General features: G+C 47.5%; 16 protein-coding genes and 1 riboswitch. Of the genes, 15 read left to right on the top strand and 1 reads right to left on the bottom strand.

Annotated features, from left to right (window positions below; all coding sequences use genetic code 11):
* Positions 1 to 46 precede the first annotated feature (46 nt).
* Complete coding sequence (locus tag ACMXYO_RS12040) at positions 47 to 742, bottom strand: hypothetical protein (protein WP_415885349.1); 696 nt, start codon at positions 740 to 742, stop codon at positions 47 to 49.
* A 187-nt stretch (positions 743 to 929) separates the two neighbouring features.
* A riboswitch (cobalamin riboswitch) is annotated at positions 930 to 1,153 on the top strand.
* Positions 1,154 to 1,246: 93 nt separating this feature from the next.
* On the opposite strand from ACMXYO_RS12040, the gene ACMXYO_RS12035 reads away from it, so the two are divergent.
* From ACMXYO_RS12035 to ACMXYO_RS11965, 15 genes are all read left to right on the top strand, one after another.
* On the top strand, positions 1,247 to 2,047 hold the full coding sequence (locus tag ACMXYO_RS12035; protein WP_415885348.1) for a DUF4198 domain-containing protein: 801 nt from the start codon (positions 1,247 to 1,249) through the stop codon (positions 2,045 to 2,047).
* Positions 2,048 to 2,062: 15 nt separating this feature from the next.
* The gene (gene cbiM / locus ACMXYO_RS12030) at positions 2,063 to 2,683 is read left to right on the top strand and encodes a cobalt transporter CbiM (protein ID WP_415885347.1); all 621 of its coding nucleotides are present in this window, start codon (positions 2,063 to 2,065) and stop codon (positions 2,681 to 2,683) included.
* Complete coding sequence (locus ACMXYO_RS12025; RefSeq protein WP_415885346.1) at positions 2,676 to 3,278, top strand: hypothetical protein; 603 nt, start codon at positions 2,676 to 2,678, stop codon at positions 3,276 to 3,278. The genes cbiM and ACMXYO_RS12025 overlap by 8 nt, the downstream gene beginning before the upstream one ends.
* A complete protein-coding gene (gene cbiQ, locus ACMXYO_RS12020; protein ID WP_415885345.1) occupies positions 3,262 to 4,044 on the top strand; it encodes a cobalt ECF transporter T component CbiQ in 783 nt (260 codons plus the stop codon). Before ACMXYO_RS12025 ends, cbiQ begins: the two co-directional genes overlap by 17 nt.
* On the top strand, positions 4,041 to 4,733 hold the full coding sequence (locus tag ACMXYO_RS12015; protein WP_415885344.1) for an energy-coupling factor ABC transporter ATP-binding protein: 693 nt from the start codon (positions 4,041 to 4,043) through the stop codon (positions 4,731 to 4,733). The genes cbiQ and ACMXYO_RS12015 overlap by 4 nt, the downstream gene beginning before the upstream one ends.
* Positions 4,733 to 6,112, top strand: a complete 1,380-nt coding sequence (locus tag ACMXYO_RS12010; protein WP_415885343.1) for an MFS transporter — start codon at positions 4,733 to 4,735, stop codon at positions 6,110 to 6,112. Before ACMXYO_RS12015 ends, ACMXYO_RS12010 begins: the two co-directional genes overlap by 1 nt.
* 80 nt (positions 6,113 to 6,192) lie before the next feature.
* Entirely contained in the window at positions 6,193 to 7,860 is a 1,668-nt protein-coding gene (locus ACMXYO_RS12005; RefSeq protein ID WP_415885342.1) for an ATP-binding protein, read from the top strand.
* 9 nt (positions 7,861 to 7,869) lie between these two features.
* On the top strand, positions 7,870 to 8,457 hold the full coding sequence (gene cobO / locus ACMXYO_RS12000; RefSeq protein WP_415883867.1) for a cob(I)yrinic acid a,c-diamide adenosyltransferase: 588 nt from the start codon (positions 7,870 to 7,872) through the stop codon (positions 8,455 to 8,457).
* Positions 8,457 to 9,788: a cobyrinate a,c-diamide synthase gene (locus ACMXYO_RS11995; RefSeq protein ID WP_415885341.1), complete on the top strand. Its 1,332-nt coding sequence runs from the start codon at positions 8,457 to 8,459 to the stop codon at positions 9,786 to 9,788. The genes cobO and ACMXYO_RS11995 overlap by 1 nt, the downstream gene beginning before the upstream one ends.
* 221 nt (positions 9,789 to 10,009) lie before the next feature.
* On the top strand, positions 10,010 to 11,167 hold the full coding sequence (locus tag ACMXYO_RS11990; RefSeq protein WP_415885340.1) for a cobalt-precorrin-5B (C(1))-methyltransferase: 1,158 nt from the start codon (positions 10,010 to 10,012) through the stop codon (positions 11,165 to 11,167).
* On the top strand, positions 11,164 to 11,934 hold the full coding sequence (gene cobK / locus ACMXYO_RS11985) for a precorrin-6A reductase (protein ID WP_415885339.1): 771 nt from the start codon (positions 11,164 to 11,166) through the stop codon (positions 11,932 to 11,934). The genes ACMXYO_RS11990 and cobK overlap by 4 nt, the downstream gene beginning before the upstream one ends.
* A gap of 18 nt (positions 11,935 to 11,952) precedes the next feature.
* On the top strand, positions 11,953 to 12,594 hold the full coding sequence (locus tag ACMXYO_RS11980) for a precorrin-8X methylmutase (RefSeq protein ID WP_415885338.1): 642 nt from the start codon (positions 11,953 to 11,955) through the stop codon (positions 12,592 to 12,594).
* Complete coding sequence (gene cbiE, locus ACMXYO_RS11975; protein WP_415885337.1) at positions 12,594 to 13,856, top strand: precorrin-6y C5,15-methyltransferase (decarboxylating) subunit CbiE; 1,263 nt, start codon at positions 12,594 to 12,596, stop codon at positions 13,854 to 13,856. The genes ACMXYO_RS11980 and cbiE overlap by 1 nt, the downstream gene beginning before the upstream one ends.
* The gene (cobI, locus tag ACMXYO_RS11970) at positions 13,853 to 14,578 is read left to right on the top strand and encodes a precorrin-2 C(20)-methyltransferase (RefSeq protein ID WP_415885336.1); all 726 of its coding nucleotides are present in this window, start codon (positions 13,853 to 13,855) and stop codon (positions 14,576 to 14,578) included. The genes cbiE and cobI overlap by 4 nt, the downstream gene beginning before the upstream one ends.
* Positions 14,578 to 15,348: a cobalt-precorrin 5A hydrolase gene (locus ACMXYO_RS11965; protein ID WP_415885335.1), complete on the top strand. Its 771-nt coding sequence runs from the start codon at positions 14,578 to 14,580 to the stop codon at positions 15,346 to 15,348. The genes cobI and ACMXYO_RS11965 overlap by 1 nt, the downstream gene beginning before the upstream one ends.
* The last annotated feature ends 3 nt before the right edge of the window (positions 15,349 to 15,351 follow it).

The raw sequence follows: 15,351 nt of genomic DNA, 5'->3' as shown, positions 1-15,351 counted from the left end.
GATGCCTTATTCGGATCAAAAGGACGGATTATAAAGGCAAATAGGGCTAGAAGGTAACTCCAAGCCCAATTGTGATTATGGTGTCGAAATCATCTTCCTGAAGGTCGTAGGGAAGTTCTAGCAGGGTATGTAAGGTTAAGTTTTTAGAGAGAGGGTGATCGTAGCCAATAATAGGGAGTACCTCTTCGAATTCAAAATCCTTAATCGAATCATCGCTACTATATAGACGCATTGTTGGGGCTTCTAGCTCGAGGTTGAGTTTGCCTTCGCCTAGGCTTCGGCTCCATTTTAGTGTGGGTTCAATCTCGATCTCATAGATATCAAAATCACCATCGAGGTAGTAATCGATCTCCAGTTCAAATCCTGCCATTAAGCCATTATCAAACGTGGTGTAGTACATGGGAGTGAGCTCGGCGCTATTGGTGTCACTATCTATAGCACGGTCAAATTCATGAACTAGTTTAAAAATGCTGTTTTCATTTAGCTGCCATGTGTATTCAACTTGCCAAGTTAGATTTTGACCATTATCCAGCCCATTCCTTGGAACATATACGTACTCTAGGTAAGTACCAAAATTGCCTTCATTGAATTGCAGTAAAGGTTTGTAAGCATAGTGGCCACTTTGTGCTTCGGGTTGGTATTCGGTAGAAAAACTGGCGTACCAGCCAGCTTGTGTTTGTAAAGATAAGGAAGTAAGCAAAGCGGTTAGAGCAATGAGAGAGAAGGGTTTATGCGCAAACATATTTTTGAGCCCTCTTTAATGCTTGGCGTTCTTGTTTTTAGTTCCGAAAAGAAGGTGCTTAACCTCTAGTGTAGTTGGGATTTATATATTTACGTTATTCATGACCACTGGAATAGAACTCAATTGCAAATAAGGGGTATGGCGGGTAGAGTTGTGCGCTTATTAGGTCGTACATTTGTACAGGCTGAAATTGATGCCCAAATGAGGTCACGGGTAGCAATTTTCATAGCCCGGGAAGTTGGTGAGCTTATGAGCCAGGATTCAATAGCGATCCCAACACTGCCCCCGCAACGGTAAATTGGTTATATCAGCTTTTATGCCACTGTATCTTGGATATGGGAAGGTAAGTTGATTGAAGGTTAATTTCTTCGCTGATGAGTCCGGATACCAGCCTAATAGTTGTTTACCGTGGTGTTGCGGAGGGCTTCACCGAGTAATTGTTTGGTTTGTCTAAACATACTTATCCTCCCAACTCCGACAATATTTTATGTTGGAGATTTTTTTGTGCTTAAAAAATTAGCGTTTTCAGTAGCAGCAGGCGCTGCGCTCTATTCTTCTATTGCATCAGCTCACTTTCAAATGGTTTATACGCCAGAATTACTGCGTGAGCGTGGTGGTCAGATCAACCTAAAAATGCCATTTACCCACCCTGCGGAAAGTGGCCATGTGATGCAGGTTGAAGCGACTGAACAGTTCTATGTAATCAAAAAAGGTAAGAAAACAGAGTTGCTAGATTCTGTTAAACCATCTCAGTGGACCAGCGCTGATAATACCGGTACCTCTTTCGAAGCTGATGTGAAGCTACGCGGTCTAGGTGACTACGTATTTGTTCATCAAATGGCACCTTATTTTGAAGAATCTGAAGATATCTATATTCAGCAGATCACGAAGTCCATCGTGAACGTCGGCAGCTTGCCAACAGATTGGAATGAAGATTTTGGTTTGAAGGCCGAGATTGTTCCTTTGACAAAGCCTTACGCGATCTATGAAGGCGGTACGTTTACCGGCGTTGTTAAAAGTGAAGGTAAGCCAGTTCCATTCGCCGAGATTGAAGTGGAATACGTAAACTATGAGCCTGATATGAAAGCTAACGCTTTCGCAAAAGAGGCTAATATGGAAGTTCCAGCTGACGCATTTATCACACAAACAATCTTTGCTGACGCGAACGGTACCTTTACTTTTGGTATCCCTAAAGCGGGCCAGTGGGGTTTCTGTGCCTTGGGTGTTGGCTCTGATAAAGAGCATAAAGGCAAAGAGCTATCCCAAGATGCTGTAATTTGGGTTCAGGCTCACTCAGTTAAATAATTTAGGTATACCAAGATGCACATTGTAGATGGCGCTTTGTCGGGTTCGGTATTAGCAACAGGTGCTGCTTTGACAGTAGCTGGGGTAGGCTTAGGCTTGAAGAAGATGGATTATGATCATCTTCCTCAGGTAGGCGTACTTTCAGCCGCCTTTTTTATCGCTTCTTATATCCACCTGCCTATTGGTTTCTCCAGTGTGCATCTTATCCTGAACGGATTGATCGGCTTAGCGCTTGGCTGGGCCGCTTTCCCTGCGCTATTAGTTGCCCTGTTTCTACAGGCGGTGTTCTTTGGTTTCGGTGGATTCCTCGTCTTAGGGGTGAACGCAGTCAATATCGCGTTACCCGCGGTTTTGGTGTATTACCTCTGCCGGCATGGAATTGGTTCGCAGTCACCTAAAGTGGCAGCCACTTGGGGCGCTATCGGTGGCGCAGGTTCGATTGTTATAACTACTATCATGGTGGCATTTTCGTTAATGCTTTCGGGCGAGGCTTTCTTGCTCGCAGCTAAAGCGACCTTTGTTGCGCATATTCCGGTCATGATTGTAGAGGGCTTTGTCACTGCGGCAGCTGTGTTGCTGATTCGTAAGGTGAAGCCTGAATTCTTTGGTCTCGATGAGGAACGCGCTTATGGCTAAGTTATTAGCGCCACTTGTATTCCTATTTGCCCTGATTTCTTCAGGTGCGCATGCTCATAATGTTGTCGGTGGTGTTTATGCTATTGGGAACACGATTGAAGGTGAAGTAGGTTTCTCTAATGGTGATATGGCTCAAGAAGGTACGGAAATTATCGTATCTGATGCGGCTGGTAATGAACTCGGTAAGATCTTAACTGATGCTGATGGTTTGTTTGTATTTTCGGCTCAGCAGCGAATCGATCATCATTTCTTTGCCAATCTGAGTGCAGGTCATGTGCTTGAAATCTCCCTGCCAGCTGATGAACTGCCAGATAGCTTACCCGGCGGTAATGTAGCAATGAGTGCTTCGGGCATTAGTGGTGAAACTCCGCAGTTCAATGGTGATCAAGCAGCGCTGCAGGCGATGATCGAAAAAGCGGTAGCAAAACAGGTTAAACCTCTGCGTCAGGAATTGGCTGCCTATAAAGAGAAAGCGGGCTTACAAGATGTGATGGGTGGTATCGGTTATATCTTTGGACTTTGCGGCTTAGGTATCTGGTGGCGTCAACGTCAGAAAGAGAAACAGCAGGAAAAGGAACATGCCTCAGTTTCTTGAGCATAGCGGCACCTCATGGAAGGGGCAGAAGGTTAAGCACGATCAATCGTTGATTGACCGCCTTGACCCGCGCATGCGTGTTATCTTAGTGACGCTGTTTGCGTTTGCGACAGTGCTTTCCCACAACTTCTTTGTTTTAACTACAGCCGTTATCGCTGGCTTTATGTTGGCGGTGCTCGCTCAGTTAAATGTTAAACGTACCCTTCGACGTGTGATCGCGATGGATATGTTTATGATCTTTTTGATTATCCTGCTGCCATTCACCACTCCCGGAGAAACCTGGTTTACCTTGTTTGGTTTATCGGCGAGTAAAGAGGGTTTTTTTCATGCCCTCATGATTCTATTGAAGGCTCATGCCGTGGTATTGGCGTTGCTTGCTTTAGTGGGAACTATCAGTGCTACCACATTAGGACATGCATTAGCGCATCTTAGAGTCCCCGATAAACTTGTACACCTTATGCTGTTCACGGTGCGCTATCTTGAAGTGATCGGACAAGAGTACAAACGGATGCGCAGAGCGATGCAGGCACGTGCCTTTGTGCTTCGTACCGATATGCATACTTGGCGTTCGATTGGTTACCTAATTGGCATGTTATTAGTGCATTCTTTAGAGCGCTCTGAGCGAATTATGGATGCGATGAAGTGCCGTGGTTACAAAGGCCAGTTTTACCTGTTTGATGATATGCGCTTGGGCAGTGAAGATTACCGCTTCTTAGCGGTGTTTGTGCCTTTTCTTTGCATTTTGACCGGATTGAATTTCTTATGAGTGAGCAAAACGCACTAATTAAAGTAACCGGTTTAAGTTATCGCTATCCACGTCGTGGAGTGGTTTTAGATAACGTCGATTTTGCCCTTCATACAGGGGAACGAGTGGCTTTAACCGGTCCTAACGGTGCAGGCAAAACCACCTTGCTGCATCTACTTGTAGGCTTAAAGAAAGCTAAAGCCGGAGAGATCTGGGCGTTTGGTGAAACGCGGAGTGAAGAAAAGCAATTCATCGATGTACGCGCGCGCGCGGGCTTCCTATTTCAAGATCCAGATGATCAACTGTTTTGTCCAACGGTTTTGGAAGATGTAGCGTTTGGCCCACTCAACCTTGGCAAAAGCCGTGAAGAAGCACTAAAGATAGCCAGCGACACGTTGGCGTCATTGGGTATGGAAGGCTTTGAAGAGCGAATTACTCACCAGCTATCGGGTGGTGAAAAACGTATGATCACACTGGCTTCGGTTCTAGCAATGAAGCCTGAAGTTTTACTTTTAGATGAACCAAGTAATGCTTTAGATACGGAAGCGCGTCAACGGCTGATTGATACGCTGCTTGGTTTACCACAAGCGATGATCATCATCTCTCATGATTCAGATTTTATTGCCCAACTGGCTACTCGCGAAGTGCGATTAAAAGATGCAAAACTGAATGCTGTAACAGTTGCTGAGCCGCAGTTGGAAAGCGCTTAATGGAAATTTTTCAGCCCCTTAGTAATCCTGCGTTTCGTTGGCTTTTTCTTGGCCAATTAGTCTCGTTGGTGGGTACAGGGCTGACTACGGTTGCTTTGGCACTGTTGGCGTTTGATCTGAATCCTAGTGATGCTGGCTGGGTCTTAGGTGTAGCCTTAGCAATCAAAATGGTCGCTTATCTTTGTGTGGCGCCCGTGGTGGGTGGTTATGCCAGTCAGTTACCACGAAAGAGATGGTTGGCAGGGTTGAATATTGGCCGAGCGGCGCTGGTGGCATTAATGCCGTTTTGTCAGGAAGCGTGGCAGCTGTTTCTATTGATGTTTCTGCTTAATGCGATGGCCGCAGGTTACACTCCGGTCTATCAGGCGTTATTGCCCGATGTATTGCCCGATGAAAAAGAATATACCCGAGCGTTATCTTTATCGCGCTTAGCGATGGAGATGGAGAGCTTATTAAGCCCTGCGCTAGCGGCTTTCTTACTGTTGTCTACTAGCTATGCCTTGTTGTTCGAGTTGAATGCTGTTGGTTTTGTTATCGCTGCATTGTTCCTTCTACTAGCGGTTGTTCCAGCAAATACAGTGAGCGATCGCAGCGGTGGTGTTTGGAAAAAGGTTAGCTTTGGGGTGCGTAGTTATCTTAAAACGCCACGCTTACAGGCGGTGTTGTTGCTCAATCTAGCGCTTTCCGCTGCTGGTGCGATGATCATCGTAAACACAGTTGTTTATGTGCGTGCGGTGTTGGGTTTATCCGAAGAGCAGGTGCCTTTGCTGATGCTATCAGCAGGCGTAGGCTCAATGATAGCGGCGTTTATATTGCCTAAACTGCTTGAGAATGTTCATGACCGCCCGGTAATGTTTATTGGAGCAGGGTTGTTGGTTGTTGCTCTGTTAGCAGGGTTAAGTGGTCCAGGGTATTGGGGGTTATTCCCAATCTGGTTTGTGATCGGTGTTGGTACAAGTTTGATCCTTATTCCAACCGGGCGAGTAGTCAGAAACTCCTGCCAAGAAAGTGATCGAAACGATTATTTCTCAGCGAATTTTGCTCTGACTCATGGTATGTGGTTGTTAGGTTATCTGCTTGCTGGATGGCTAGGTAGCCGATTGGGTATGGACGGTGCTTTTCTTGGTTTAGCTTTATTGGCAGCGCTAGCGCTGGTTGCAGCGATGTTGGTTTGGAAGAAAGATGATCAGCATGATCTATGGCATGAGCATCCAGAGATGGACCATCTTCACCCCCATGTACATGATGAGCATCATCAGCATGAACACGAAGGATGGGAGGGGCCAGAGCCACATGTGCATCCCCATTATCATCCGAAGCAGAAGCATAAACACAAGTTCGTCATAGATGAACATCATGCCCACTGGCCTAAGCAATAATCAGATGTGAGTGGCTAGCAGCTAGATTGTAGTCGCTAGAGTGTAGTTGCTAGATTTAGAGACATTTAATAGGTAGCAGAATGAGTAAGCCTCATTTTCCATTTACAGCAGTATGCGAGCAGGCTCAGTTTAAGCTTGCTTTGATACTTACAGCGATCAACCCAGCTATCGGTGGGGTGGTGATCAGTGGGCCTCGTGGTAGTGCTAAATCTACATTGGCACGTGGTATGGCAGATCTTTTGCCCGATCATCTGCAAGCTGAAGGCGATGACCTAGTCGCAGCTGAGTTCGTGACGCTGCCGTTAGGTGCTAGCGAAGAGATGCTGTTGGGTACGCTGGATCTAGAACAGGTTTTGAACGATAAGAAGATGCAGTTCAGCCCTGGTCTATTGAGTAAAGCCCATGGTGGGGTTCTCTATGTGGATGAGGTGAACCTGCTACCCGATAATCTTGTTGATCTATTGTTAGATGTTTCTACCTCTGGCGTTAACCGCGTAGAGCGCGATGGCATAAGTCATAGCCACCGCTCTGAGTTTTTATTGGTTGGCACAATGAACCCGGATGAAGGTGAGTTGCGCCCACAGTTACACGATCGCTTTGGTTTCTCGGTAAATCTAAGTAACCAGTATGCGCCCCTTGAGCGGGTCGAGATTGTAAAACGTCGCGAGCAGTTTGATCGCAATCCTGAAGCCTTTATTGTTGAATATGCTGCTCAGCAAACTGAACTGGTTGATCAGATTTTAGCGGCTCGTGAAAAGCTACAAACAGTCACCTGCTCTGATGATCTGCGTTTAGATATTGCTGAACGATGTGCTCAAGCGCAGGTAGATGGCTTGCGTGCTGATATTGTTTGGTACCGAGCAGCGTTGACTCATGCGGCGCTTAATCAGCAAGAAGAAGTAACAAAACAGAATATCGATGCAGTGGAGGAATTAGTTTTAGCGCATCGCCGTAAGGTTACGCCTGAGCAGAACCCTCCGCAGCAACCGCCAACACCGCCTAAGCAAGATCAGCAAGGCTTTAAACGCCCTGACGATAGTCATCGACAACAGTCAGGCGAAGGTGAGTGGGGTGCGATGAAGCCGCAACAACAAAAGACGGCTGAGAAAACGGCAATAGAGCTTCCTGATCTGATGACTCACAACCACGAGAAGCAGGGCATTAAGCAAACATCAGAACTGAGCAGTCGTCCTGACTGGTTTAAGACATTAATGAGCAGCCTACCTAACTGGCCACCGAAGGCGCTGCAGTTTAAGAAGCAGGGCAAAAGCTCAGATCGCTTACATCTGGTCTTGTTAGATACTTCAGCTTCTACGCTACAAGCGCAGGGGTTTGCTTATGCGAAAGCTGCTGTGCTGCAGATCTCTGAGCAGGCGTATCTGAATCGTGAGCAGATCGCTCTGTTTGGATTTGGCAATACTGAGGTTAAAAACCTGCTTTCTAGAATTAGAGCACCGAAAGAGCTGCGTAGTTGGTTAGATCAACTCGGTGCCGGTGGTGGTACACCTATGCGCGAAGCTTTTGTTGAAGCGCGAACTTATCTACAGCAGCTGCGCAAACAACAGCCAGAGCTTGATGTTGCAATCTATGTTTTAAGCGATGGTCGCAGCAGTAGCTCTTTAAATGGCATTGATTTAGGTGGCGATCTGATCTGGATCGATACCGAACTCAGCCAAGTGAAACGAGGCAAAGGCCGTCGTTTCGCCAATGAATTAAATGCAACTTACCTATCTTTATCTGGAGCATAAGAACCCGATATGAAAACGCATCAGGAACGCATGGCGAAAAAGAAAGAGGTGATCGATAAGCGTATCGCCCAAGCCACTGAAGAGCGCGGTGTACTTATCTTGCTAAAAGGTAACGGTAAAGGTAAGAGTAGCTCTGCGTTTGGCACTATGGCACGTTGTGTCGGTCATGGTAAAAAAGCGGCGGTTATCCAGTTTGTGAAAGGTCGTACTGAGACCGGCGAATATAAGCTGTTCCGTGATCATGAGTTGATCGACTGGAATGTCATGGGCCATGGCTTTACCTGGGAAACGCAGGATAAAACTCAAGATATTGAGGCGGCCAAAAAAGCCTGGGCGCTAGCCGAGCAATACCTTAAAGACGATAGCTACGAGATGCTGGTATTTGATGAGCTGAGCTATATGTTCAAATACAAATATCTGCCACTAGAACCAGTTATCGAAGCTTTACAGAATCGCCCTAAGAATCAGAACGTCATGATTACCGGTCGTGTAATGCCTGAAGGTCTAGAAGAGATCGCTGATACGATCAGCAGTATTCGCGATGAACGCCATGCATTCCGTCTTGGAGTCAAAGCGCAGGCTGGGATCGAATTCTAATGGCTGAACAGCAATCTGTACTTTGCCCCGCGCTGTTTCTAACAGCACCGAGTTCGGGTGAAGGTAAAACCACCATCACAGCAGCACTGGCACGTTATTTCCGTGATCAGGGCAAAGTGGTTCGTGTATTCAAAACCGGCCCTGATTATCTCGATCCACAGATCTTAGCTCAGGCGAGTGGTCAGGATGTCGAGCAGCTAGATCTATGGATGGCTGGCGAAAACTATTGCCAGCAAAAGCTCTATGAAGCAGCAAAAACAGCCGATCTGATTTTGGTTGAAGGCGCTATGGGCATGTTTGACGGCGAACCTTCCAGTGCAGACTTAGCTGCGCGTTTTAATATCCCTGTTGCTATCGTGATGAATGTAAAAGGGATGGCACAGACTGCTGCAGCGATTGCGATGGGCTTAGCTAACTATCGTTCTGATATTTCGGTTGCCGGTTTAATCGCCAATAACTGTGGCACCGAGCGCCATGCTCAATTGATTCGTGATGCATTGCCTGAATCTTTGCCTCTGCTAGCTACATTGGCGCGTGACCCAGAGGTTGCCTTACCGGAACGTCATTTAGGCTTAGTGCAGGCCACAGAAGTTTATGACGAGCTAGAGCAACGTTTTGGTTTGGGTGCCGAGTGGATCAAAGGCCCATTAGAGACAGTTAATCAGATTACTGACCTGCCTGAGCCGGTAGAGTTTTTTAGTGCAGAGTTGCTCGAGGTTGAACCGCTGCTGGAAGGTAAGCGTATAGCGATCGCTAGGGATGAAGCGTTCAGTTTTATCTACGATGCTAATTTGCGTTTACTAGAGCAGATGGGAGCGGAGCTTAAGTTTTTCTCACCACTACATGATTCGGAATTACCCGAAGCTGATAGCTTATGGTTACCGGGTGGATATCCAGAACTGCATGCTAAAGCTTTATCGGACAACAAAACTATGCGGGCGCAGATCCGTGAGTTCCATTCAGCGGGTAAACCAATTTTGGCTGAATGTGGCGGCTTCCTCTACTGCCTTGAAGATCTTACCGATCTAGAAGATAACTGCCGTCCTATGGCTGGAATAATGAAAGGCCATGGTGCGATGCGCGGTAAACGCGGTTGCCAAGGTATGCAAACGGCGATGTTACCTGAAGGCGAAGTTCAGGCGCATGCTCATCACCGTTCGCGTAGTTCAGATACACCGGAACCGGTAGGACATGGTCGTCGCCAGCGTCACCCAGCACCGGGCGAAGCGATCTACCGAGAGAAAGGGCTGACTGCGAGTTATCTACACCTGTTTTTTGCGTCGAACCCAGAAGCGATCGCCGCAATTTTTAGCGGTAACCTGGAAGGTTAGAGGGAAGCAAGATCCTGCGTTATCTATTTGAGGGCTGCAGGTGAGCTCCAAAAAATCGGTAATCAAGGCAAGAGGAGAGAAGTTTGGTGGTTCTAAATAAACGACGAAAAACGCAGAGTACCGATTTTTTGGGCTCAACCCTTTAGGGCGAACGTTCGAATAAATTAGCATGCATTTGTGGGAACGCTGCAGATGCTCAAATAGATATAGCAGGATCTCATATGTGGCCAGAGAGTAGCGAAAATCAACAGCCAGAGTTGCGCAGCGGTTTAACCACCGGTTGCTGTGCGACTGCGTGTTGTGTGGCTGCTTCTCAAGCACTTTTGGCCAATAAGCAGCCAGAAAATGTAGAAGTGTTGCTACCTCGGGGGCAGTTGGTAGAACTGGAGATAATCGCTTATCAACAACTAGAAGATGAGCAGGGTATTCGCACCGCAACCATTAAAGATGCCGGTGATGATCCTGATGTCACCCATGGTGCGACTGTGTTTGTCGAACTAAGGCTGACTAAAGAACCGGGTGTAATTTTTAAGCCTGCGGAAGGTGTAGGCACAGTGACGCGCGAAGGTTTAGTGCTCGAGGTAGGTGAACCTGCGATCAACCCTGTGCCGCGCAAGATGATGACTGAGCATCTACAAAAAGCTGCTGATGTTTATGGCTACGAAGGTGGTTTTGAGGTTGCTGTGGGTGTGGAAAAGGGCGAACAGATTGCCCTTAAAACCATGAATCCACGTCTAGGGATTATCGGTGGTTTATCGATTTTAGGGACAACTGGCATTGTTCGGCCATACTCTTGTGCCGCGTATATCGCATCGATCCGCCAAGGGGTGGATGTTGCCAAGGCAAATGGTACCAAGCATCTTGCTGCGACGACCGGCAGTACCAGTGAAGCTGCGATCAAAGCGCACTACAACTTGGATGATATGGCCCTGATTGAGATGGGCGACTTTGTTGGCGCTTTGCTTAAGCATCTGCGCAAAGAGCCAGTTGATAAGCTCAGTATTTGTGGCGGCTTTGGCAAGATGACCAAACTGGCGAACGGTCATATGGATCTGAATAGCCGTAGCTCTAGCATCGATTTTCAACATATGGCGATGTTGGCTGAGAATTTGGGTGCTAATGCGCCGTTGTTGGACAAAATTCATAACGCTAACACCAGTATGGAAGTGCTGAAACTGTGTCAGGAAGCCGAGATCGATCTGGCGCAAGCGGTATGTACTCAGGCGTTGTTAGTTGCAGAAGAGGTTGTGCATAAAACCCAACCTCAGGTTGAGATAGAAGTGTGGGCCACGGATCGAAAAGGCAACTTTGTGGGGCATGCTCAAGGTAAAGCTTCTAACCGAAATGTATCTGGTAGCCTGAATGGAGAACAGCAGTGAATATCCTGATTCTCGGGGGCACCTCAGATGCGCGCAAAGTTGTGAAAGGCCTTGATCAGCAAGGACTATTACGTGATAACCGCGTGATCTACAGCGTGGCTGGCTTGGTGAGAATTCCGCAGCTACCTTGCGAAGTGATCTCTGGTGGTTTTAGCCAATACGGTGGATTGGATACTTATCTAAAAGAGGAGCAGATTGGTCTTCTTCTAGATGTGACCCATCCCTTTGCCGAAACGATGAGCACTACTGCGGTAAGTGCTGCTAAAGAGTTGGGTGTCCCTTGCTGGCGTTTCCACCGTGAAGCTTGGCAAGCGCAGCAGGGCGATAAGTGGCGTAGTTTTGCTGATATGCAATCACTGGTTGCGGCTGCAGAGAGCTATAAGTCAGTGTTTTTAACGGCGGGGCAGTTATCCCAAGCGGTGATCGATCAGTTTGGCATTTATGCACAACGTAATGGTCAGACTCAGGTATTCCGCACAGCTGCACCTGCGCAAGCTGAACTACCGGAAAGCATGCAATGGTTAAAAGCGATTGGGCCGTTTAATCATCAGGATGAAAAGGCACTGTTAGCGCACCATCAGATTGACCTGCTGATCAGTAAAAACAGTGGTGGCGTAGCAACAGAAGCCAAGTTGAGTGCTGCCAGAGAGCTAGGTGTCGAGGTATTTATGTTAGAGCGCCCAGAACTGCCTGAAACGGATCGGATATTCCGAGATATAGATGACTGTGTAGAAGCCGTCAGAACACTAGTTAACGAGTCTAGATAATAGTAGGTAAGAAACAGCGTGGCGTTTGAGTACGAAATTAATCCACAGGCGATAGAGAAAGATAGCTTTCGACAGATTCGCGAGCTAACTGAGCTAAGCCACTTCGATCGTGAGCAGCAACAAGTTGTGATGCGTATTGTGCACAGCTTAGGTATGCCTGAGCTGGCTGAACAGGTGCGCTTCAGTCAAAACGCCTGTGAAGCTGGCATGGCTGCGCTGTCTCAAGAGTGCGAAATTCTCTGTGATGTGGAGATGGTGCGTCAGGGAATCACTAAACGCATGATTCAGCGTTTACCTAGCTGTTATCTGAATGATTCACGTACCGCTGAATTGGCAAAAAAAACGGGTGAGACCCGTTCTATGGCAGCGGTAGAACTATGGTGTGATTCATTGGCCGGCAGTGTCGTGGTGATTGGCAATGCGCCTACTGCATTGTTTCGTTTGTTAGAGATGATCGAAAAGGGTGCAGATAAACCGGCGTTGATTATCGGTATGCCGGTGGGTTTTGTCGGTGCTGCTGAATCGAAGCAGGCATTGTGGGATGTTCACGAACAGCTGGGTATTGAGTGTATAACGCTGCTCGGTCGTCAAGGTGGTAGTGCTGTATCAGCCGCCAGTTGTAATGCGCTACTGCGCTGTAATCGTGGGGAGTATTACTGATGATCCACGTAGTTGGTTTAGGTGTTTCTCATCTGGCTGAGCTGTCTTCGGATGCACAGCAGGCTTTAGCGCAAGTTGATCTGGTGATCGGTTCTGAGCGTCAGTTGTCGACCATCAAAGCGCTGATGCCATCAGATAAAGCTACCACGGAACTGCCAAAACTAGCTGAACTTAAAACACTGGTTGAGGGGGGGATTGCTGAAGAAAAATCAGTGATGATTCTAGCCTCAGGTGATCCACTGTTTTATGGCATCGGTCGCTGGTTTAGCCGCTATTTTTCCCAGTCAGATTTGAGATTCTATCCAGCGGTTTCGAGCTTACAGATGGCCTGCCACCGTTTGGGTCTGGCCCTGCAGGATCTAGAAGTATTAAGCCTGCACGGTCGTCCAGTTGAAAAGCTGAAAACACGTTTACGCCAGAACCAGCCGTTGCTGATCCTGACAGACAGTAAAAGTTATCCTCAGGTGCTTGCTCAACACTGTGTTGAGTCAGGTTTTCCACAAGCACAGCTGACCGTATTGGAAACCTTAGGTTATCCAGACGAGCAGATTCGTAGTTTCTTTGCATCGGAGTTAGTGGAAGCAGATCATAAGTTTGATCCACTGCATCTGACCCTTATCGAACCGGGTTCAAATCAAGGTTACCTACCTGAGTTTCCGGGTATTCCTGATCAGCACTTTATTACTGATACAGATAAACCGGGTAAAGGGATGATCAGTAAACGTGAGGTCAGACTTATGATTCTCTCATTGATGCAGTTAAGCCGTGATGACCAGGTTTGGGATATAGGTGCTGGTTGTGGTGGCGTAGCGGTTGAGCTTGCTTATTGGCAGCCGCTAGCGACCGTGAATGCGATCGAGCATCACCCAGATCGCCTAAGTTGCTTAGAAGCGAATCGCCAGCGTTTTGGCGTGGTAAGCAATCTTAAAATTGTTGAAGGGCGTGCGCCTGAAGCATTGGAAGGGCTAGCCTCTCCAAACAAGGTGTTTATTGGTGGTAGTGATGGTGAACTGCCTCAATTGCTAGCCCAAGTATGGGCTCTATTGCCTATCGGTGGTGTACTGGTGGCGAGTGCGGTAACTGAAAATACCAAACAGCTATTGATGCAGTTCTGGCAAGAACGCTCGTTAGCTGAAGATAGCCAATTGGAAACCACCCAAGTGGCCGTCAGTCGTGGTGAAACCTTAGCAGGGCAGTTGATGTATCGACCGAACTTACCGGTTAATTTGTTTAAGTTTGTTAAAACCGGAGATGTTGTATGAATCTGGTGAAAGGCCGTTTTATCGGTGTTGGTGTAGGGCCAGGTGATCCCGAACTTCTGACGGTTAAAGCATGGCGTCTAATCCAGAGCGCTGATGTGATCAGTTATCTGGTGAATGACAAAGGTGAATCACAAGCGAAGAACATCGCGTCCGATGCCATCTATTCTGCGACGACAGCGCAATCGGGTATTCCGATCTATATGCCGATGTCTACGGATCGCAACAAAGCGAATGAGGCTTATGATCAAGGTGCGGCGGCCATTGCTGAACAGTTAGAGCAGGGCTTAGATGTGATCTTCCTCTGTGAAGGTGATCCGCTGTTCTTTGGCTCATTCAGTTATCTACTGGAACGTTTACAAGATCGGTTTACCTGCGAAGTTGTACCGGGCATCACCTCGGTAAATGCCGCAGCAGCTACTCTAGTTCATCCGCTTACCATGCTGAAAGAGATGTTTTGCGTAGTGAGTGGTCGCCATACTGATGAACAGATACTTGCCGCGCTTAAACAAAATGATTCGCTGGTGATTATGAAAGCGGGTCAGGCACGCCCTCGTTTACTTAAATTACTGGCTGAGAGCGGGCGCACTGCGGATGCCCAGTATTTGGAATATATCGGCCGCGATAATCAACGCATTGTGAACGATGCTAGTGAACTCGAAGCAGAAGCGGGCCCTTACTTTTCGTTGTTTGTGATTACCCGTAGTCAGAGGAATAGCCGCTAATGGCTTCTCGTACAACCAAGATCATCGCTCTTACAGAGGCTGGGAAGAATCTTGCTGAGCGACTTCGATCCACGATTGAAGCGGAAGTGACGTATAAACCGCAACCTTTTGCGGAGCAAGTTCAGGAGTTTTTCATAAATGGTGAGCGACTGATCTTTATCTGTGCCACTGGCATTGTTATGCGCAGTTTAGCGCCGGTGCTACAGGATAAATATCAAGACCCGCCTGTACTAGTGATCGATGAACAAGGGCAGTTTGTAATTCCGCTGTTATCAGGTCACGAAGGGGGCGCTAATAACTGGGCTTTAGAAGTCTCTAAGCTGTTAAATGCGCAGCCGGTGATTACCACAGCTAACGGCTACCTAAATCCAGTTTATAGCGTGGGCATGGGCTGCGAACGTGGCTGCCCTGTGGATGAATTAGAACGGTTGTTGCTGGAATGTCTGCAACAGTCGGGCTTGAGCTTAGATCAGGTCAGTTCTATCAGCAGCATCGATATCAAAGCAGACGAGGTTGGCTTAATTGAGTTGGCTGAAAAGCTCGATAAGCCTTATCAGACTTGGGATAAAAACCAGCTATCTGAGATGGAACCGCTGCTGAGCACTCGATCCGAGTATGTGTTCAACACTGTCGGTGTTTATGGCGTAGCGGAATCAGCAGCCCTATTGAGTGCCAAGCGGCAAACTGGGCAACAACCTGAGCTGGTCTTGAATAAACAGAAAACGAAGAAAGCGACTTGCGCGATTGCGAGAAGCTATAACGGCAGATGAATA

It is taken from the genome of Neptuniibacter sp. QD37_6 (assembly GCF_047778085.1).
GTDB lineage: Bacteria > Pseudomonadota > Gammaproteobacteria > Pseudomonadales > Balneatricaceae > Neptuniibacter.
This window is presented reverse-complemented; position numbering and strand designations above follow the sequence as displayed.